The organism is Arthrobacter sp. CAN_C5 (genome assembly GCF_017875735.1).
GTDB lineage: Bacteria > Actinomycetota > Actinomycetes > Actinomycetales > Micrococcaceae > Arthrobacter_D.
Genome location: NZ_JAGGMZ010000001.1, coordinates 3,831,119 through 3,848,311, shown reverse-complemented (window position 1 = coordinate 3,848,311; position 17,193 = coordinate 3,831,119). Strand labels below are relative to the sequence as shown.

The 17,193-nt window shown below is 64.7% G+C and carries 18 protein-coding genes and 1 tRNA gene; 11 read left to right on the top strand and 8 right to left on the bottom strand.

What is annotated here, in order from left to right; all coding sequences use genetic code 11:
- Positions 1 to 18: 18 nt before the first annotated feature.
- Genes hpaD through H4V95_RS18015 form a run of 4 tightly spaced genes read left to right on the top strand, consistent with a single transcriptional unit; the run spans position 19 to position 3,450 of the window.
- Positions 19 to 1,107, top strand: coding sequence for a 3,4-dihydroxyphenylacetate 2,3-dioxygenase (gene hpaD / locus H4V95_RS18030; protein WP_209731216.1), 1,089 nt, complete (start codon positions 19 to 21; stop codon positions 1,105 to 1,107).
- Positions 1,108 to 1,109: 2 nt separating this feature from the next.
- Positions 1,110 to 1,895, top strand: a complete 786-nt coding sequence (hpaH, locus tag H4V95_RS18025; protein WP_196866803.1) for a 2-oxo-hept-4-ene-1,7-dioate hydratase — start codon at positions 1,110 to 1,112, stop codon at positions 1,893 to 1,895.
- Positions 1,880 to 2,683 carry an HpcH/HpaI aldolase/citrate lyase family protein gene (locus H4V95_RS18020; RefSeq protein WP_209731215.1) on the top strand — a complete coding sequence of 268 codons (804 nt, stop codon included), beginning with the start codon at positions 1,880 to 1,882 and terminating at the stop codon, positions 2,681 to 2,683. The genes hpaH and H4V95_RS18020 overlap by 16 nt, the downstream gene beginning before the upstream one ends.
- A 26-nt stretch (positions 2,684 to 2,709) precedes the next feature.
- Positions 2,710 to 3,450 (top strand): LysR family substrate-binding domain-containing protein, encoded by a 741-nt coding sequence (locus tag H4V95_RS18015; RefSeq protein ID WP_196866801.1) that lies wholly within the window; start codon positions 2,710 to 2,712, stop codon positions 3,448 to 3,450.
- Between the two features lie 163 nt (positions 3,451 to 3,613).
- Here the strand turns inward: H4V95_RS18015 and H4V95_RS18010 are convergent, their stop codons facing one another.
- A complete protein-coding gene (locus H4V95_RS18010) occupies positions 3,614 to 4,972 on the bottom strand; it encodes a GH1 family beta-glucosidase (RefSeq protein ID WP_196866800.1) in 1,359 nt (452 codons plus the stop codon).
- Between the two features lie 132 nt (positions 4,973 to 5,104).
- Here H4V95_RS18010 and H4V95_RS18005 point away from each other — a divergent pair, with 132 nt between their 5' ends.
- Together H4V95_RS18005 and H4V95_RS18000 are read left to right on the top strand one after the other, a co-directional pair.
- Entirely contained in the window at positions 5,105 to 6,004 is a 900-nt protein-coding gene (locus tag H4V95_RS18005) for a CPBP family intramembrane glutamic endopeptidase (protein WP_209731214.1), read from the top strand.
- 73 nt (positions 6,005 to 6,077) lie between these two features.
- Entirely contained in the window at positions 6,078 to 6,887 is an 810-nt protein-coding gene (locus H4V95_RS18000) for an enoyl-CoA hydratase/isomerase family protein (RefSeq protein ID WP_209731213.1), read from the top strand.
- 23 nt (positions 6,888 to 6,910) lie between these two features.
- Here H4V95_RS18000 and H4V95_RS17995 read toward each other — a convergent pair whose 3' ends face one another.
- Positions 6,911 to 7,390: a Dps family protein gene (locus tag H4V95_RS17995; RefSeq protein WP_196866797.1), complete on the bottom strand. Its 480-nt coding sequence runs from the start codon at positions 7,388 to 7,390 to the stop codon at positions 6,911 to 6,913.
- 173 nt (positions 7,391 to 7,563) lie between these two features.
- On the opposite strand from H4V95_RS17995, the gene H4V95_RS17990 reads away from it, so the two are divergent.
- A complete protein-coding gene (locus H4V95_RS17990; RefSeq protein ID WP_196866796.1) occupies positions 7,564 to 8,130 on the top strand; it encodes an SRPBCC family protein in 567 nt (188 codons plus the stop codon).
- 104 nt (positions 8,131 to 8,234) lie between these two features.
- Here the strand turns inward: H4V95_RS17990 and pstS are convergent, their stop codons facing one another.
- Together pstS and H4V95_RS17980 are read right to left on the bottom strand one after the other, a co-directional pair.
- Positions 8,235 to 9,359: a phosphate ABC transporter substrate-binding protein PstS gene (gene pstS, locus H4V95_RS17985; protein WP_395939857.1), complete on the bottom strand. Its 1,125-nt coding sequence runs from the start codon at positions 9,357 to 9,359 to the stop codon at positions 8,235 to 8,237.
- A 50-nt stretch (positions 9,360 to 9,409) separates the two neighbouring features.
- Complete coding sequence (locus H4V95_RS17980; RefSeq protein WP_209731212.1) at positions 9,410 to 10,909, bottom strand: FAD-dependent oxidoreductase; 1,500 nt, start codon at positions 10,907 to 10,909, stop codon at positions 9,410 to 9,412.
- 117 nt (positions 10,910 to 11,026) lie between these two features.
- On the opposite strand from H4V95_RS17980, the gene H4V95_RS17975 reads away from it, so the two are divergent.
- From H4V95_RS17975 to H4V95_RS17965, 3 genes are read left to right on the top strand one after another with little or no spacing between them, the layout of a single operon-like run.
- Positions 11,027 to 12,094, top strand: a complete 1,068-nt coding sequence (locus H4V95_RS17975) for an acyl-CoA dehydrogenase (protein ID WP_209731211.1) — start codon at positions 11,027 to 11,029, stop codon at positions 12,092 to 12,094.
- Positions 12,091 to 13,449 carry a bifunctional PIG-L family deacetylase/class I SAM-dependent methyltransferase gene (locus tag H4V95_RS17970; RefSeq protein ID WP_209731210.1) on the top strand — a complete coding sequence of 453 codons (1,359 nt, stop codon included), beginning with the start codon at positions 12,091 to 12,093 and terminating at the stop codon, positions 13,447 to 13,449. The genes H4V95_RS17975 and H4V95_RS17970 overlap by 4 nt, the downstream gene beginning before the upstream one ends.
- Complete coding sequence (locus H4V95_RS17965; protein WP_196866792.1) at positions 13,446 to 14,150, top strand: glycosyltransferase family 2 protein; 705 nt, start codon at positions 13,446 to 13,448, stop codon at positions 14,148 to 14,150. Before H4V95_RS17970 ends, H4V95_RS17965 begins: the two co-directional genes overlap by 4 nt.
- 197 nt (positions 14,151 to 14,347) lie before the next feature.
- On the opposite strand, the gene H4V95_RS17960 is transcribed toward H4V95_RS17965, so the two are convergent.
- The 4 genes from H4V95_RS17960 to H4V95_RS17945 form a co-directional block, all read right to left on the bottom strand.
- Positions 14,348 to 15,145 carry an SDR family oxidoreductase gene (locus tag H4V95_RS17960; protein WP_196866791.1) on the bottom strand — a complete coding sequence of 266 codons (798 nt, stop codon included), beginning with the start codon at positions 15,143 to 15,145 and terminating at the stop codon, positions 14,348 to 14,350.
- A gap of 94 nt (positions 15,146 to 15,239) precedes the next feature.
- A tRNA-Val gene (locus H4V95_RS17955) sits at positions 15,240 to 15,316 on the bottom strand.
- Between the two features lie 200 nt (positions 15,317 to 15,516).
- On the bottom strand, positions 15,517 to 15,786 hold the full coding sequence (locus H4V95_RS17950; protein ID WP_209731209.1) for a hypothetical protein: 270 nt from the start codon (positions 15,784 to 15,786) through the stop codon (positions 15,517 to 15,519).
- Positions 15,786 to 16,649: a Ku protein gene (locus H4V95_RS17945; protein ID WP_209731208.1), complete on the bottom strand. Its 864-nt coding sequence runs from the start codon at positions 16,647 to 16,649 to the stop codon at positions 15,786 to 15,788. Before H4V95_RS17945 ends, H4V95_RS17950 begins: the two co-directional genes overlap by 1 nt.
- A gap of 45 nt (positions 16,650 to 16,694) precedes the next feature.
- On the opposite strand from H4V95_RS17945, the gene H4V95_RS17940 reads away from it, so the two are divergent.
- Complete coding sequence (locus H4V95_RS17940) at positions 16,695 to 17,186, top strand: SRPBCC domain-containing protein (protein WP_196866788.1); 492 nt, start codon at positions 16,695 to 16,697, stop codon at positions 17,184 to 17,186.
- Positions 17,187 to 17,193 lie beyond the last annotated feature (7 nt).

Genomic DNA, 17,193 nt, shown 5'->3' with positions numbered 1-17,193 from the left:
CAAAGAAGAGAGTTCATCATGACCAACTTCGTTCCCACCCCCACTGTCCCGGCCCCCGACATTGTCAGGTGTGCCTACATGGAAATTGTTGTCACCGATCTGGCGCGCTCCCGGGAGTTCTACGTCGACGTCCTCGGCCTTCACGTCACTGAGGAAGACGACACCACCATCTACCTGCGCTCGCTGGAGGAGTTCATTCACCACAACCTGGTGCTGCGCCAGGGGCCCGTAGCCGCCGTCGCCGCGTTCGCCTACCGGGTCAAATCCCCGGCCGAGGTGGACGCCGCAGAGGCGTACTACACGGAACTCGGGTGCCGGGTTGAACGCCGGCGGGAAGGTTTCACCCAGGGAGTCGGCGATTCGGTCCGGGTTGAAGACCCGTTGGGCTTCCCCTATGAGTTCTTCTATGACGTTGAACACGTGGAACGACTCACCCAGCGTTACGACCTGTACTCCGCGGGTGAACTGGTGCGCCTGGACCACTTCAACCAGGTCACCCCTGATGTGCCTCGCGGGCGCAAATACCTTGAGGACCTCGGCTTCCGGGTCTCGGAGGACATCCAGGATTCCGACGGCGTGAGCTACGCCGTCTGGATGCACCGCAAACAGACAGTTCACGACACCGCGCTCACGGGCGGTAACGGACCAAGAATGCACCACGTCGCGTTCGCCACCCACGAAAAGCACAACATCATCCAGATCTGCGACAAGATGGGGGCCCTACGCATCTCGGACCGGATTGAACGGGGTCCCGGTCGTCACGGGGTATCCAACGCCTTCTACCTCTATATCCTCGACCCGGACGGGCACCGCATCGAAATCTACACGCAGGACTACTACACGGGCGATCCGGACAACCCGACAGTCACCTGGGATGTCCACGACAACCAGCGCCGCGACTGGTGGGGCAACGCGGTGGTCCCCTCCTGGTACAGCGAGGCATCCCTGGTCCTGGACCTCGACGGCAACCCCCAGCCCGTCGTCGTCCGCGAGGAAAAGAGCGAAATGGCTGTCACGGTGGGCGCGGACGGGTTCTCCTACACCCGCAAGGACGCCGATGGCGCGGATGGGCAGCAGCGGGGTTTCAAACTGGGAGCGCAGCTGTAGCCATGCTGGATGCCAAAACAATAGAAGCCATCGCCGACGAGCTGGTGGAGGCCGGGCGCAGCCGCACCCCGGTATCCCGTCTTACCAGCCGGTATCCCGACATGACCGTCGACGACGCCTACGCCGTCCAACGATTGTGGCGCCAGCGCAACGAGGACGCCGGGCGGACCCTCGTGGGACGCAAAATCGGTCTCACTTCCAAGGCCATGCAGGCGGCCACCGGTATCACCGAACCTGACTACGGCGCCATCTTCGATGACATGGTGCTGGACACCGGCTGCTCGGTGGACTGGGGCCGGTACACCCATCCGCGGGTCGAGGTGGAGCTCGCGTTCGTGCTGAAGCAGGACCTGTCCGGTCCGGGCTGCACCATTTTCGACGTCCTCAACGCCACCGACTACGTGGTCCCCGCCCTCGAAATCCTGGACTCCCGGATCGAGATGGAGGGCAGAACCATCGTGGACACTATTTCCGACAATGCGGCAATGGGCGCCATGGTGGTCGGTGGCCGCCCGGTGAAGCCCGACGCCGTCGACCTCCGCTGGGTCGCGGCCATCCTGTACAAGAACCAGACGGTCGAGGAGACCGGGGTTGCTGCCGGAGTGCTCGACCATCCCGCGGCTGGCGTCCACTGGCTGGCCAACAAGATCGCCGCTCACGGCGACAGCATGAAAGCGGGGGACATCATCCTTGCGGGGTCCTTTACCCGGCCTCTGTGGGTCAGCAGGGGCGACACCATCCACGCCGACTACGGACCACTGGGAGCAGTGACATGCCACTTCCACTAGCAGCCACTTTCCGTGCCGGCCTCACGGCGGCCGACCGGCCATTGGCAGGCATGTGGGTGTGCTCGGGGAGCCCCCTCATTGCTGAACTCTGCGCCGGTGCCGGCCTGGACTGGCTCCTCATCGATGCTGAACACAGCCCGAATGGTCTCGAATCCATCCTCGCCCAACTCCAGGCCGTCCACGGCTACCCGGTCCACGCGGTGGTTCGACCGCCGGTGAACGACACAGTGTTGATCAAGCAGTACCTGGATCTCGGCGTGCAGAACCTCCTGATTCCGATGGTCCACTCGGTGGCCGACGCCGAAGCTGCCGTGGCGGCCACCCGCTACCCGCCCGCTGGGGTGCGAGGCGTCGGATCAGCACTCGCCCGGGCCTCCCGCTGGAACAGGGTCCCCGGTTATCTGGCCGGTGCTGGGGAAACCATCAGCGTGACGGTGCAGATTGAATCCAGCGCGGCCGTGGACGCTGTGGAAGCCATTCTTGGAGTGGACGGCGTGGATGCCATCTTCGTGGGGCCCTCCGACCTGGCCGCGTCACTCGGGGTGCTCGGTCAACAGGAACACCCTCTGGTGCGCGCCGCCGTCGAACGGTGCCTTACGGCGGCGTCGAAAGCCGGCAAGCCGGCGGGAGTGAACGCCTTTAACCACGACACCGCGCGCCACTATCTGGACAGGGGTGCCAGTTTCATCCTGGTCGGAGCCGACGTCGCAGTGCTGGCCCGGGGTTCGGAAGCCCTCGCAGCGCAGTTTGTCCCCGTGCCTGACGACGATTCCCCCGCCAGCTACTAATCCCACGGGTGAGCTAGTGTGATCAGATGTCCGAGCCCCAGCCCAGCGTCCTCACCGTCGGTTTCGTTCCCGGTGTGACCCCCGGCAAATGGGTCAGCCGGTGGCGTGACAGGCACCCTGGCAAGCCACTGGAAACCCTCGAGTATGACGCCGCCAACCAGCAGTCTGCGTTGCGGGATGGCTCGGTCGCCCTCGGCTTTGTCCGCCTCCCAGTGGAGCGCGAGGGGCTCAGCGTTATTCCGCTCTATGAGGAGCAACCGGTGGTGGTGGCGGGCAAGGACCACGAGCTTTCACTGTTCGACGAGGTTCCCTTCGCCGAACTGGCCGCTGAAAACATCCTCGACGTCCTCGCTCACGGTGGAGCAAAGGCTGCCATCGAACTGGCAGCAACCGGCGCCGGTGTGGTGATTGTGCCAATGTCGATTGCCCGGCTCTATGCCCGCAGGGATGCTGTCTACCGGCCAGTCCTGGACGTACCGGCCACCACTATCGCTGTGGCCTGGCTTGCCGAGAACACCACTGAGGATATCGAGGAGTTCATCGGGATTGTCCGGGGGCGAACCGAGCGTAGCTCGCGGCAGCCCTCGGCGAAAGAGCCGGCGAAGAAGGAAAAAAAGGCGCAGAAAACGGCCAGCAAGAAGCAGGCGTCGGGTCGGGCACAATCGCTTTCGCCGAAGAGCGGGGGGTCCAGAAAGACGCCGGCCGGGGGCAAGCAGCAGAACCCGCGCGGACGGAAGCCCGGTGCCGGTGGGCGTGGTCGCCGCTAGCCAGCCGGTTCCGTCAGTTACTGGGTCACCGCGGCTGTGATCGCCTGCAGGGCTACTATCTGGGACGGCCTGTGGAAGAGACGGAGTTCCGTGGGCTGCTCGCCACTGCCCGAGATGCCCATGGCCAACCCGGGTGGCCTTCCGCTGACGGTTGCCGCAGCAGCTAATCCCCGCCCCGCACCGTCCGGATAATCTCCGCGTAGCGGTAGAACGACGCCCGCGGAACCCGCTCCAACGTCGACGGTTCCAGGCGCACCAGGCCGAACCTTTTGGTGTACCCCTCCTGCCACTCCCAGTTGTCCAGCAGGGTCCAGTGAAAGTAGCCCCTGACGTCGACACCGGCCGTGATCGCGTCCCCGATGGCTGCGAGGTGCTGCTCCAGGAACTCAATCCGGCGGGTGTCCCGCACCGCCTTCTTCGCGTTCCCCGTTCCGCCGTGCGGTCCATCGTTGTAGGCGCAGCCGTTCTCAGTGATGTAGATCGGCGGCAGCTGTGGGTAGGAGGCTTGTAGCTGCTGCAGGATGGCGGGCAGACCCGCAGGGAGAACGGGCCAACCGAAGTCAGTGACCGGGACGCCGTCGTACGGTTTCGGCACGAAGGGGACCGGATAAAAGGGAGGAGCAGCGCCAACCCTGGTGGGGAAGTAATAGTTGACACCATAGAAATCCAGTGGCGCGGAAATGATCTCCATGTCGCCTGGCTGGATCACCTCGAAGGAAATACCCGCCACCGTCTGCAGCTCGGGCGGGTAGGCGCCTGTCAGCACCGGGCTCGCGAACTGACCGTTGTGATAGTGGTCGTAGAGCACCGCCAGGCGTGAGTCCCGCTCGGAGTCGGTGGCGGGTTCCACCGGGGAATGGTTGTTCACGATGCCTACGGGAGTGGAAAGTGTCTCGCGGAGGACCCGCACCGCAGTCCCGTGCGCCAGAAGCAGGTGATGGGCGACCAGGAAGGCACTACCCAGCAACATCAGCCCTGGTGCTGCGTGACCGATCGCGTGACCCACACCCGTGTGAACCACGGGTTCGTTGATGGTCATCCACGCCGCAACCTTGCCGCCATACTCGTCCCGAAGAATCCGCGTGTAGTCGGCGAAGGCCTCGACGGCGTCACGGTTCTGCCAGCCGCCTGCGTCCTGGAGTGCCAGCGGCAGATCCCAGTGATAAATGGTGACCCACGGTTGGATGCCCCGCTCCAACAATGAATCCAGCAGCCGGTGGTAAAAGGCAACTCCCTCGGGGTTTGCGGGCCCATGCCCGGTGGGTTGAATGCGGGGCCAGGCAATGGACATCCGATATGCCTGTCCGCCGAGTTCCTGAAGCAGGTCAAAGTCTTCCGCATACCGGTGAAAGTGGTCGCACGCCACGGCTGGGCTGGACCCGTCAAGAATGTTCCGGTGGCTGCTGGCATAGGCATCCCAGATACTGTCACCCCGCCCGCCCAGATGGGCGCCGCCCTCGATCTGGGCGGCGGCGGTGGCAGTGCCGAACACGAACCCGGGAGGCAGACCGAAGAGGTTCATGGTCCTCCTTCCCCGGCGCGCGGCAGTGTTCCTTCACCTAAAACCTCACGGCCCGCTACGTCAATAGCTGAACCCCGGTTCGTTCAACTATCAGGGCGTCCCACAGCCGCGCCGACAGGTAGTGTGCTGGATATGCGGAGTAAACCCACCACCGGGACAGCTGTCCCGCCGGCCGACGTCAGGTCGCCAAGGAACCCGTCGGGACCGGTTGACCGACGCTTCGCCAATCCGGCCCAGCTTGGTCCGACGGGGTTGCTCAAACCAGGGTGGGGATTGTGGCAGGCGGGAGCCGGTCTGGTTCTCGTCCTGGCACTGCCGCTCGGGGCCACCCTTGCCCTGTCTGCGGTGCTTCCGTTCGGACCGGAACTGGTCTTCGTTTCCCTCTGCTTCACCTGGCTTGTCCTGCTGGGAGCCAGTCTGCTGACCTCGCGTGTGTGGGGATTCGGCTCATTGGCCCAGGATTTCGGCCTCCGGTTCAAGTCGATCGACCTGGTCATCGGGTTGGGCGTCGGGATAGCCGCCCGCCTGGTCCTGGCACTGGTGCAAGTGCTGATCACGCTGCTGTGGCCGCTGGGTGAGGGTGAAGTACTGCAAGGTAACGCAGGGCTCATTCTGACCGGGGACACCGGCTGGATCTTCGTGAACGCTGTCCTGGGAGGCGCGCTGATCGCACCATTCCTTGAAGAACTATTCAACCGGGGTCTGGTCCTCCGCGCGGTGCAGAACGGTTGGTGGGTGAGAGGATCGGCGCGGGGCAAGGTGTCGGCAGCCACCGAGCGGCGGTCGCTAACGACCGCGACAGTGGTGGCGATCCTGGTGAGTTCACTCGCCTTTGGACTCTTGCACACGGGCGCTGTCGGTGATCTGCGGTCCTCGGTCTACCTCCTGGTCGGTACGTTCACCGTTGGGGTCATTTGCGGCATCCTGACGGTCTGGACCGGACGGTTGGGCCCGGCAATTTACACCCATATCGTCTTCAACGGCTCGGCCATCGGGCTTCTCCTTATCCTTCCCCCCGAGTTGTTCACCTAGCGTCAGAACCGCAGTACAGAACCACCGCACGCAAAGTCACCGGACCGACCGCACCACGACAGGGAAGTTAAGTATGCATTTTAAGGAATATTCAAGCCTCCTGATTGTTCAACAGGACACCATAGTCACCGTTACCCTCAACCGGCCTGTCGCACTCAATGCGCTCTCGTCACAGGTGATTGACGAACTGGATCATGTCCTCGATATCGTCGGCGCAGCGATTGCCGGTGGCGCCTGGCCCTGCCGCGGGATGATTATTACGGGAGCGGGGGAGAAGGCCTTCGCGGCGGGTGCCGATATCCGCGAAATGACCGGGATGAGCCCCGACCAGGCTTGGGCGTACAGCACCAGAATGCAGGCTCTGACACTGAAGCTGGAGTCGCTGCCCGTGCCGGTGATTGCAGCCGTGAACGGATTTGCGTTGGGCGGGGGCTGCGAGCTGGCGATGGCCTGCGACTTCATCTACGCGGCCACCCGGGCGGCTTTTGGTCAACCGGAAGTGAGCCTGGGCCTGGTGCCAGGATTCGGGGGCTCCGTCAGGATGCAGCAGCGGATGGGGCTGGCCCGCGCCCGCGAGTTGCTCTACACGGGTCAACGGATCACGGCGGACGAGGCGCACCGGCTGGGCCTGGTCAATGCCCTCTTCGACAGCCAGGAGGCCCTGCTGACTGGCGCCCGAAGAACCCTCCTGATGATTGCCGGACAGTCGCCGACAGCGGTTGCTGCAGTGAAGTCGACGATGCGACGGGTCGAGGGTCACTCCACCTCGCGTGGTTTGGAGATCGAGGCCGAATCCTTCAGGGAAGCCTTCAGGACTGCGGACATGCAGGAAGGCACCCGGGCGTTTCTGGCCAAGGAAAAGCCCGCCTTCCCCGGATGTTGACGGGTTGGGCGGGCTGGCCGTGACTAGGCTTTCGCGGGCTTGGTCACGGTGGCGGTGGGTTCCATGTTCTCGGCATCCACCATCCACGCATACTGTTCAAGCTTCTCGATGAAGCCGTGCAGGATGTCTGCGGTAGTGGGATCCTCCTCGTCGATCTGGTCATGCACGCCCCGCATGGTGCTCACGGCGCCCTCCAGCATGGCGACCACCATCGTTACGGTGTCGGCGGTCGACACCAGACCGGCAGGGAACTGATTGAGGGTGGTGCCCTTCGCGACGGACGCGCTGCGGCCATCGGGTACGGCATGCAGTGCGCGCATCCGTTCGGCGATCTGGTCAGCGAAGAGGCGGGCGTCGTCGATGATCTCATCCAGTTGCAGGTGCATATCGCGAAAGTTCTTGCCGACGACATTCCAGTGTGCCTGCTTGCCCTGGAGATGGAGCTCGATGAGCTCGACCAGCACGGCCTGCATGTTGTCGGTCAGTGTCTTTGACGCCTTCATGGGTATCCTCCTGTAGGTAGAACCCGCCCGCTCCGGCAGCTAGGAAAGCGCCGGATGCGGGGAGTGGATCAATCTTCACCCTAGACCTCGGTTGTTGTTGAAATCCAGCGGCACTAAGTACACTCAGTTTACTTAGTAGTTCACCAGTTGTGGAACTTACAGGAGGAACCAATATGACGACAGTCCAGGAATCCATCGATGTGGCAGTGCCAGTGAGCACTGCCTACAACCAGTGGACACAGTTTGAAACGTTCCCCCAGTTCATGGGCGGGGTGGAATCAATCACCCAGACGTCCGAGACCCGCAGCCATTGGGTCACCAAGATCGGGGGTGTGGAGCGCGAGTTCGACACCGAGATCACCGAGCAGCACCCCGATGAACGCATCGCCTGGAAGAGTGTCGATGGAAAATCCCACGCAGGCGTGGTCACCTTCCACCGGATCGACGACACCATCTCCCGTGTTGCCGTCCAGCTGGATTGGCACCCGGAGACGTTCACCGAAAAGGTAGGCTCGGCAGTCAACGCCGACAACCGGCAGGTGAAGTCTGATCTCCAGCGCTTCAAGGAGTTCATCGAAAGCAACAACGCTGAAACAGGAGCCTGGCGTGGCGACATTGATGCGCCGCCGTCAGGCACCACGGCGGGCACCAGCGCGGCGGCCGGGTCCCCGGACCTCAGCGACCCCTCACTGGATGATCCTGAGTCGGGCGGCCCGCGCGCAACTGTCGCGCCGAGCTAGCCCGTCGGCGAGTGAGAAGCTCGCCAGCTGTCACCGAATCGGCCGGAGCCTCCCCCACGGGTGGGCCCGGCCGATTTTTTTCAGTTATGCCTGCGGGGCAGAGCCTAGGATGGGTCCCGCAGGCTGATGCCCTGGATCGCGTCGGTGGCCCGTTCAGAGAGTCGGGCTGAGATGGGCGCGTTCTGGGCGGATTCCGCTGCAGCGGCCTGGCCCTCGGGGCTCACCACATAGGTGCCGAACTCCTTGATGAGTTCAACCGTGGTCTCGTCAGGGTAGGACGAACAGTAGATGTGATAGGACACGAGAATCAGCGGGTAAACCCCGGGCTCGGTGGTGGTGCGGTCCAGATTCAGGGCAATGTCGTTCTCAGCCCGCCCGTCCACGGGCGTTGCGATGTCGAGGGCCGCCGCAGCCGCCTCGGTGCTGACAGTGACGTACTCGTCGCCCACCAGCAGGTTGGCACGGCCGAGCGGAGGTCCAACTGCCGAATCATCGGCGTAGGTCACCGCGCCCTCGGTGCCGGACACCGTGCTGACAACCCCTGCGTTGCCCTTGGAGTTCTCGTTCCCCAGCGCGCTGGGCCAGGTGCCGTCCGCCTCGCTGGTCCAGAGATCGGGCACCACTGCGTGCAGGTAGTCGGTGAAGTTCTCGGTGGTTCCTGAATCGTCGGACCGGCTGACGGGTGTGATCCGCAGGTCTGGCAGGTCGACGTCGGGATTCTGATCGGCGATCGCCGGATCATCCCAGGAGGTGATCTCGCCCAGGAAGATGCCAGCGATGGTTTGCGCATCCAGGTCGAGTTCGGTGATACCGGGAAGGTTGAAAGCGATGCTGATGGGGGCCACATAGGTGGGAATGTTGAACGCTCCGTCCGGCCCGCAGACCTCCCTGGACTCCTCCAGCTCCTCGTCGTTGAGGTAGGCATCCGACCCGGCGAACTGCACAGCATCCGCCAGCAACGCACCACGGCCCGCGCCCGAGCCATCGGGTGAGTACTGCAGCTGAACCTGTGAATGCAGGGTCCCGAACCCGGAGATCCAACCGTCCATCGCGGGGCCTTGAGCCGACGAGCCGGCTCCGGTGATTGTGCCCCGAAGATCGGAGTTGGCGCGCAACGCTGCAGCCTCCTGCTCGGGGCCCAACGGGTAGTCGGACCCGCACGCCGTGAGGGACAGCCCAAGAAGGGCGACGATGGGGAGGGGAAAGCGACGCATGGGATGGGACAGCACGATATTTACGATACAGGTGAACACTAGGTGAACGAATTTCCGTAGGGACCTCATCCGCCCCTGGTGAGGTCCCTGGTGGCGGGGCCTTCCAGGAGGGTGCCATCGGCGGTGAAACGCGATCCATGAAGGGGGCAGTCCCAGGACCGTTCGGCGTCGTTCCAGCCAAGGACTCCGCCCAGATGGGGGCACACGGCCGATACCCGGTGCGTGACGCCGTCCACCACGCAGACGCCCTCCGGGCGGGCACCGGTGCGGACCACCTCTCCCTGGCCCTCCGGCGGATTGACGGCCGAGGTTCGCGCGAGGGAGCCCAGCCACCCGTTGAGCAGCTCAAGCCCGGCGCCAGCATTGGACTTTACGGTGCTGAGGGCGTCCTGAGGGGCGATTCGGGTGGCATACAGCTTGCGGGCCCAGGGCATGTGGCCGCCGAGGATCTCCGCCGACAGGGCGAGGGCAGCGGCCACGGCGTTGGTCAGACCCCACTTGTTGTACCCGGTGGCCGTATAGATGTTGTGCCGGCTCAGGGGCAGTCTGCCCACGTAGGGCACAGCCGAGGCCGGTTCGTAATCCTGCGCGGACCAGTGATGGACCGGCTGTACCGTGCCGAAGTGTTGCTGGGTCCACCGGACGAGGTCATCGATGAGCCCCTGCGTATGGGTTTGGCGGCCCACCCGGTGGCCATTCCCGCCGGTGATCAGGTACTTCCTGCCGTTGACCACACTCGTGCGCAGGGAGCGGGTGGGCGAGTCGACAGACAGGTACATCCCGTCCAGCTCCAACGGTGACCCTTCCTCGCTGGTGAAAGACACCGCATAGGACCGCTGCGGGGTGAGAACCGAGAAATGACCGCCCCGGTCGAGAATCGGAGTGCCGGTGGCCAGGATCAGATGTTCAGCCGTCACGGGCCCCCTGGCCGTGTTCACCCGGATGTCGTCACCTTTCAGCTTGCCGGTGGTGATCCCCTGAACGCGGACCCCTTCGATCAGTACGCCACCGTGGGAGCGCAGGTCGGCGGCAAGTCCAGCCAGCACCTGCAACGGATGAAATTGCGCCTGCCCCGCGAGGCGGAGCGAACTGGTCACCGCAAACGGCAGGGAGGACTCGTCGCCGAGCGTCGGTGACAGCCCCGCAGTGCAGCAGGCATCAAACTCCGCGGAGAGGGCGGCGGCCCCGGCAGCTGTGACTGAATAGTTCACTGCATCGGCGGTGTCGAACTGGATTCCGTGCTCGCGGCAAAAGCGCAGCAACCAGGCCTGGCCCTCAAGGTTGCCGGTGACGTAATGGCGGGCCGTCTCGGCGCCATGGTGACGGATGATGTTCGAGAGCTGCGTCCCCTGCAGGAGTGAGACCTTCCCCGTCGTGTTGCCGGTAGTGACGTCGCCGGCACGACGCGCCTCCAGGACGGCGACCCGTTGCCCGGAGCGCGCCAGCAGGAGCGCGGTACTGATTCCGGTGATGCCCGCGCCCACCACCACCGAGTCATATCTGGCGCCGGGGGTGAACGGATCGGTCGGAAGCGGGGGGCGGGTCGCCTGCCACAGGGATGTCATCGGGTACCTTCCGCCGTCGGAGTCTGGGACCTAAGCCCACTCCGATTTTCCCATCCCGTCAAGGAATCCCCTCTGTAGCCAGGTTTCTACGGTGAGCAGAGACCAGATGGAGTAAGTATGCTGATTATTGTGCCGCCGACGGAAGAGGATGATGTGACGGAACCGAGGCTGTCAGTGCTCCTGGACGCTGGGTCAAAGGACCAGGATGCGCTCTACCATCTGGGAGCCGCTGCTGCGGGTTCGGTGACCGAGGCCCTCGCTCTTGCCTCCGAGCTCGGAAAATCAGCCCCCTTGCCCGGGGCTGGGTCGACTCTTCGGCTCTGGGAAACCCTGGCAACCCTCGCCGCAGCCGACCTGACTGTTGCCCGCACGGTTGAACCCCACCTCGATGCCCTGGCCATCCTGGACCAAGCTGGCCAACCCGTTTCTGAAGGAACCTGGGGGGTGTTCGCTGCCGAAGGGCCGGGAACCCGGCTCGAGGCGCATCCGCACCATGACCGCGGCTGGTTGCTGACCGGACGGAAACCCTGGTGCTCGCTTGCCGGCAGACTCGACCATGCGGTTGTTACCGCCCACCTGCCCGGCGGTGGGCGGCGTGCCTTCGCCGTGGCCCTCGGCCAGCCGGGAGTCAACCCTGTCCCCGGTACCTGGGTGAGCAGAGGACTGAGTGCCGTCGACAGTGGGCCAGTCGATTTTGACGAGGCTTTGGCCGCCCCGGTAGGAGAGGACTCCTGGTATCTGGTGCGCGACGGTTTCGCCTGGGGAGGTCTCGGAGTCGCCGCCTGTTGGTATGGCGGCGCGGTGGCGGTGTCGCGGCGCCTGCTGGACTCGATCAGGGATCGGGCACCGGACCAGCTGGCCCTGATGCACCTGGGCGAGGTTGATCGTCAGCTGCACGCCGCACGGGTCACGCTCGCCGCCGCCGCGGCTGACATCGATGCGGGCAGGGCCGGCGGCGACGCCGGCGCTCTCCTCGCCGCACGGGTGCGAAGTATCGTGGCTGACACTGCAGAGTCGATCCTCACGACGGTAGGCCACGCTCTGGGGCCGGCACCCCTGGTCCTGGAGGAGGAGCATGCGCGTCGGGTCGCCGACCTGCAGGTCTACCTGAGGCAGCATCACGCCGAGCGGGATGTCGTGTCCCTGGGGCATCGGCTCAAAGAAATGAGGGAAGCCCAGTGGTGAGCTTCACGCATGACGACGCTGGCACCCCAGAACACCGCTGGAGCCAGGACTGGCGCAGCGATGCCCGGCTCAGTGTCGAGTCGCTGTTCGACGGACGCCTGCCCGAACGGGTGATCGTCGTCGCGGCGCACCCGGACGACGAGACGCTGGGCGCGGCAGGGCTCGTGCGCCGCCTGGCGCACGCCGGAGTTGCCACCGACATCGTGGTCGCCACCGACGGGGAGGCCTCCCATCCGCACTCACCGACACACACCCCGGTCCAGCTGGCCGGTGTGAGGCGCCGCGAACTTGAGGACGCCGTCGAGATGCTCGCACCATCCGCGCGGGTACGTTTCCTCGGCCTCCCGGACGGCTCGCTGGCAGCCGACGAACTGGTGGAGCTGCTCCGCCAGAATATTGACTCCGGCGGACGAACCGGGGAGCGCACGCTGCTGGTGGCACCGTGGCGTTCAGACGGGCATGGAGACCACGAAGCTGCCGGGCATGCCGCAGCCCTGCTCGCCGCCGAACTGAACCTGCCGCTGCTGGAATATCCGGTGTGGCTCTGGCACTGGGCAACCCCGGACTCGCCGGAGGTGCCCTGGGATCAGCTCGCTGTGCTGGACCTGGCCGGCGACGAACAGACACTCAAACAGTCCGCGCTCCTCATGCACTCCAGCCAGACGGCGCCGCTTTCCGACCAGCCGGGCGACGAAGCCCTGCTGGCCCCCGGTTTCCTGGAGCACTTCAGCCGCGGCTTCGAGACATTCATCCCCACGCCCTCATTGGGCGTTTTCGAGCGCCTGCATACCGGCTCAGATGACCCGTGGGGTCTGCAGGACCGCTTCTACGAACGCCGGAAGCGGTCGGTCGCCCTGGCCTTGCTCCCACGGGAACGTTTCGTTGCAACCCTTGAACTGGGTTGTTCGATCGGGGTACTCTCAGCCGAGCTCGCGGCGCGCAGCGATTCCCTGCTCGCCCTGGATATCAGCCCGACCGCGGTGGCCGCCACTCATCGCCGACTCGCCGACTTCCCGACGGCGGAAGCCCGGGTGGCGTCAGTTCCACAGGACTGGCCGGCAGGTCAGTTCGACCTCGTCGTGATCTCCGAAATGGGGTATTTCCTGACCCAGACGCAGCTGCTCGATGTCGTGACCCGCGTCGTCGATTCCCTGGCGCCAGACGGCGTGGTCCTGCTCTGTCATTGGCGTCACCCGGTGGACGGCTGGGAACTCGACGGTGACACGGTGCACGAGCTCTTCCGCAGTTCCTCACCCCTGGCTGTATTCGCCGAGCAGAGCGAGGAGGACTTCCGCATTGACCTCCTGGTGCGTCCACCCGCAGTGTCGGTGGCGCGGTCCACAGGGGTGCTGTGAGCGGGCTGCAGCTACCCGGCGCGCTGGTCGTGGTCGTACCCGCCCGGAATGAAGAGGAAAGCCTCCCACAGTGTCTGACCGCGATCGAAACGGCTGCGCGAATGCTGGCCGCCACCTTCCCGACCATCGACCTCACTGTCACGGTGGTGCTGGACGGATGTACTGACGGGTCGGCGGGGGTGGTTGCGGACTACCCGTTGGCCCAGGCACTGGAGGTCGATTTTGCCTCGGTCGGTTTGGCTCGCAGGGCGGGTATTGGCGCCGCCCTGTCCCGGGTGGCCCGGCCCATGGAGGAGGTCTGGGTGGCCAACACCGACGCGGACACGGTGGTGCCCGAGGACTGGCTGGTCGAACAATGCCGGCTCGCGGGGCAGGGTGTGCAGCTGGTGCTGGGGACGGTCGAGCCCGATCCGGTAGGGCTTGATTCCGAGCGGGCCCGGGCCTGGCATCAGGCCCATCCGCTCGACGACGGGCACGCGTACGTCCACGGAGCCAATCTGGGTTTCAGGGCTGACGGGTATCTGGCGGTCGGTGAATTCGCGGCGCTCAAAGTCCATGAGGACTCCGATCTTACGGACCGGTTGAAGGCGCACGGCATCACCTGGGCCGCGGTCGACAGCATCAGAGCCACTACGTCGGCGAGGATGCTGGGCCGCACCCCGGGCGGTTTTGCCGGTTACCTCCGGGAACTGCCTTTCTGACTGGTCATGGGCTGCGGGTTAGCCAGCCCGTTTGAGCTTGTACCCGTCATCGCAGTGAATCAACCGGCGTCCGGCGCCATTATTGAGCAGAATCCACAGCACCGAGGCGTCGTCGGTCCCGCCTGAACGGCACGTGAATTCTTCCTGAGAGCCCGGGGTTGGACCCCGGACTCGCCCGGATAGACCGCTTGCGAGAGCTAGACCGTGCGCCACTTTCCACTGGTGAGGTGCGAACCGGCCTGCGGACCCATCTGCAGCATGCCCCCGTCGACAACCCATGAAGCACCATTGACGTAACTGGACGCCGGGGATGCGAGGAAGGCAATCACTGCCGCGACTTCCTCGGAAGCGCCGGGACGGCCCAGCGGAATGCCCGGGCGGTCGATCTCCTGAGGGTCATCGTCCTCGGCATCGTTCATCGCCGTCGCAATCTCACCGGGAAGTACGGCATTGGCGGTGATCGAATGCTCGCCCAGTTCCAGGGCGATCGTCTTGATCAGCCCACCGAGGCCGTGCTTCGACGCGTCATAAGCCGCGGAGCCAACGCGGGGCTGCTCCTGGTGCACGCTGGTGACAGCGATGATCCGGCCGCCGTTCCCCGCCGAAATCATCTGGGCCGCCGCGCGCTGGATGCAGACAAATGCGCCGTCCAGGTTCGCTGCCACGGTGCCACGCCATTCGTCGTAGCTGGTCTCCATGAAGGGGGTGCCGCCGTTGACGCCCGCGTTGTTGACGAACACGTCGAGTCCGCCAAGTTCGCTGATCATCTGGTCGACCACATCTCCACAGGCGGGAGCGTCAGTGGTGTCCAGTTGGGAGACCACTGCACTACGTCCAAGCTCGCGGACCAGACGAGCGGTTTCGTTGGCGCCATCTTCATCGGAATGCCAGGTAATCCCGACGTCGCACCCCGCCTCGGCGAGGGCGAGGGCGGTTGCCCGGCCAATTCCGGAATCGGAGCCGGTGACTATTGCTGTGCTGGGTGTGTATGCCATAGTCCTATCCTTCCGAGGAGTCAGCAGCGAAAGCAAGCGTGCTGGCTTCCCGGGGACACAAAACCGGCCCAACGCTGAGGCGTTGGGCCGGTGGTGGTGCCTGCGCGGGGCCTTGATCCCCGGGCCTTCCGCGTGTGAAGCGGATGCTCTACCAGACTGAGCTACACAGGCAGGTGTCATGCCCTGCGGACGCAGGAGACAGTTGTTAGTTTAGGCCATACTCGGGCCACACAAAATTCGTAGGTCCTGGCAGTGAATGACCGGGCCGCGCAGTGGCGCCGAAACCCGTGACAAGTGATGCAGAACCTCGTCGCCCGGGCGTGACTAAGGAGGGGGAGGCGGTCTCCCGGAGGTGGGGTTGGTCGGGGCCGCTAGCGCGTGGCTAGCCAGCCAAGGGTCAATCCGCCCATCGTCCGGCGGAATCCGCTCTCACCCCGGGTCAGCTCAAGTACCGCCCACAGTCCGAGGCATACCCGGCTTAGGGTTCGCAGCAGCACCCGGTTTTCTTCCTGCAGGGCCATCTGGGAAGCGATCCCGAAAAGTGTCCAGCCCAGTACAGGAGTGTTGGGGGCCTGCGCGATGGTCTGTTCGCCGCGCGCATTGGTGAAGAAGCTGGGGAGGAATGATCCGGTGTGTGCCATTAGGCGCCCTTTGCCTTGGATGTGGATGGTGCCTTTTTCGGCTCCGGGGCCGTCTTTGAGCCCGACGTGCCCTTTTTCTCGCGGTTCTTCTCCACGCTTCGCCGCAGCGCCTCCATCAGGTCAAGGACCTTCCCGCCGCCGTCGTCGTCACCGGACTCTCCGAAGGTTTCCTCAGTATCGAGGGCCTCACCCTTCTCCAGCTTCGCGTCGATCAGGGTGCGGAGCTGAACCTGATACTCATCAGTGAAGTTCTCGGGATCGAAGTCGGTCGAGAAGGACTCCACCAGCGCTGCCGACATTTCCCTTTCCTTGGCCGAAATCCGGACCCGCTCGTCGAGGGAGGGGAACTTGGCATCCCGCACCTCGTCGTCCCACAGCAGCGACTGCAGCATCAGCACATCGCCGCGGACCCGCAGCGCGCCGAGCCGGCTCTTCTGCCGCAGCGTGAACTGCACGATCGCTGTCCGGTCCGTTTCCTCCAGGGTCCTCCGGAGCAGGACGTACGCCTTGGTCGACGTCGAATCCGGTTCCAGGAAGTAGGAGCGGTCCAGCATGATCGGGTCGATCTGGTCGCTCGGCACAAACTCGACGACGCCGATTTCCCGGCTCTTCTCGACGGGGAGCGTTGCGAAGTCCTCCTCAGTGAGCACCACGGTGCGCTCGCCGTCGTCGTACGCCTTGTCGATGTTCTTGTACTCGACCACCTCGCCGCAGATCTCGCAGCGGCGCTGGTAGCGGATCCGGCCGCCGTCCTTGTCGTGGACCTGATGGAGGCTGATGTCATGGTCCTCGGTGGCGCTGTAGACCTTGACCGGCACGTTGACCAGCCCAAACGCAACTGCGCCCTTCCAAATGGCTCTCATGTAACCAGTGAACCAGTGTTTGGGTTCCGCGGATACGATGAATTGGTGAATCCTGAAAAAGCTGAGCCCCTGGTTGCCAAGACGACAGTGGACGGGAAGCCTGCCCTCTGGTTTGAGATGCGGTACGGGTTCCCCGCGTCGGTGCTCTGGAAGCACCTGACCGACCCGCGGAAGCTGAAGTACTGGTTCCCCTGCGAAATGGACCTGCTGCCGCGGAAGGGTGCCGAGGTGACGTTCACCTTCCCCGGGGAGCGGCCCACCCAGGGCAAGGTCCTGGAGGCGGAAAAGCCGCGGCTCCTCACCTTCACCTGGGACCGCGAGGTGTTGACCTGGACGCTTGAGGAGGACGGCGACAATGGCAGCCGGCTGACCCTCACCAACACTCTCCAGGACCCGGACACTGCGGCAAACGTTGCGGCGGGCTGGCGGTTCACGCTGATCGGCCTCGACGACCTGTTGAACGAGCGTGCCCTGGGGCAGAACCCGGCGGAGTGGGAACGGTACGTGGGGCTCTACCGCGAGCAGTTCACCGACTAGCTGCCCG

Excerpts from the sequence above, each read along its gene's own strand:
- H4V95_RS18015 (WP_196866801.1), top strand. The coding sequence starts at position 2,710 with ATGTCCGAGCCCCAGCCCAGCGTCCTCACCGTCGGTTTCGTTCCCGGT.
- H4V95_RS17945 (WP_209731208.1), bottom strand. The coding sequence starts at position 16,649 with ATGAGAGCCATTTGGAAGGGCGCAGTTGCGTTTGGGCTGGTCAACGTG.
- H4V95_RS17960 (WP_196866791.1), bottom strand. The coding sequence starts at position 15,145 with ATGGCATACACACCCAGCACAGCAATAGTCACCGGCTCCGATTCCGGA.
- H4V95_RS18000 (WP_209731213.1), top strand. The coding sequence starts at position 6,078 with ATGCATTTTAAGGAATATTCAAGCCTCCTGATTGTTCAACAGGACACC.
- H4V95_RS18010 (WP_196866800.1), bottom strand. The coding sequence starts at position 4,972 with ATGAACCTCTTCGGTCTGCCTCCCGGGTTCGTGTTCGGCACTGCCACC.
- hpaH (WP_196866803.1), top strand. The coding sequence starts at position 1,110 with ATGCTGGATGCCAAAACAATAGAAGCCATCGCCGACGAGCTGGTGGAG.
- H4V95_RS18020 (WP_209731215.1), top strand. The coding sequence starts at position 1,880 with ATGCCACTTCCACTAGCAGCCACTTTCCGTGCCGGCCTCACGGCGGCC.
- H4V95_RS17995 (WP_196866797.1), bottom strand. The coding sequence starts at position 7,390 with ATGAAGGCGTCAAAGACACTGACCGACAACATGCAGGCCGTGCTGGTC.
- H4V95_RS17990 (WP_196866796.1), top strand. The coding sequence starts at position 7,564 with ATGACGACAGTCCAGGAATCCATCGATGTGGCAGTGCCAGTGAGCACT.
- hpaD (WP_209731216.1), top strand. The coding sequence starts at position 19 with ATGACCAACTTCGTTCCCACCCCCACTGTCCCGGCCCCCGACATTGTC.
- H4V95_RS18005 (WP_209731214.1), top strand. The coding sequence starts at position 5,105 with ATGCGGAGTAAACCCACCACCGGGACAGCTGTCCCGCCGGCCGACGTC.
- H4V95_RS17980 (WP_209731212.1), bottom strand. The coding sequence starts at position 10,909 with ATGACATCCCTGTGGCAGGCGACCCGCCCCCCGCTTCCGACCGATCCG.
- H4V95_RS17975 (WP_209731211.1), top strand. The coding sequence starts at position 11,027 with ATGCTGATTATTGTGCCGCCGACGGAAGAGGATGATGTGACGGAACCG.
- H4V95_RS17950 (WP_209731209.1), bottom strand. The coding sequence starts at position 15,786 with ATGGCACACACCGGATCATTCCTCCCCAGCTTCTTCACCAATGCGCGC.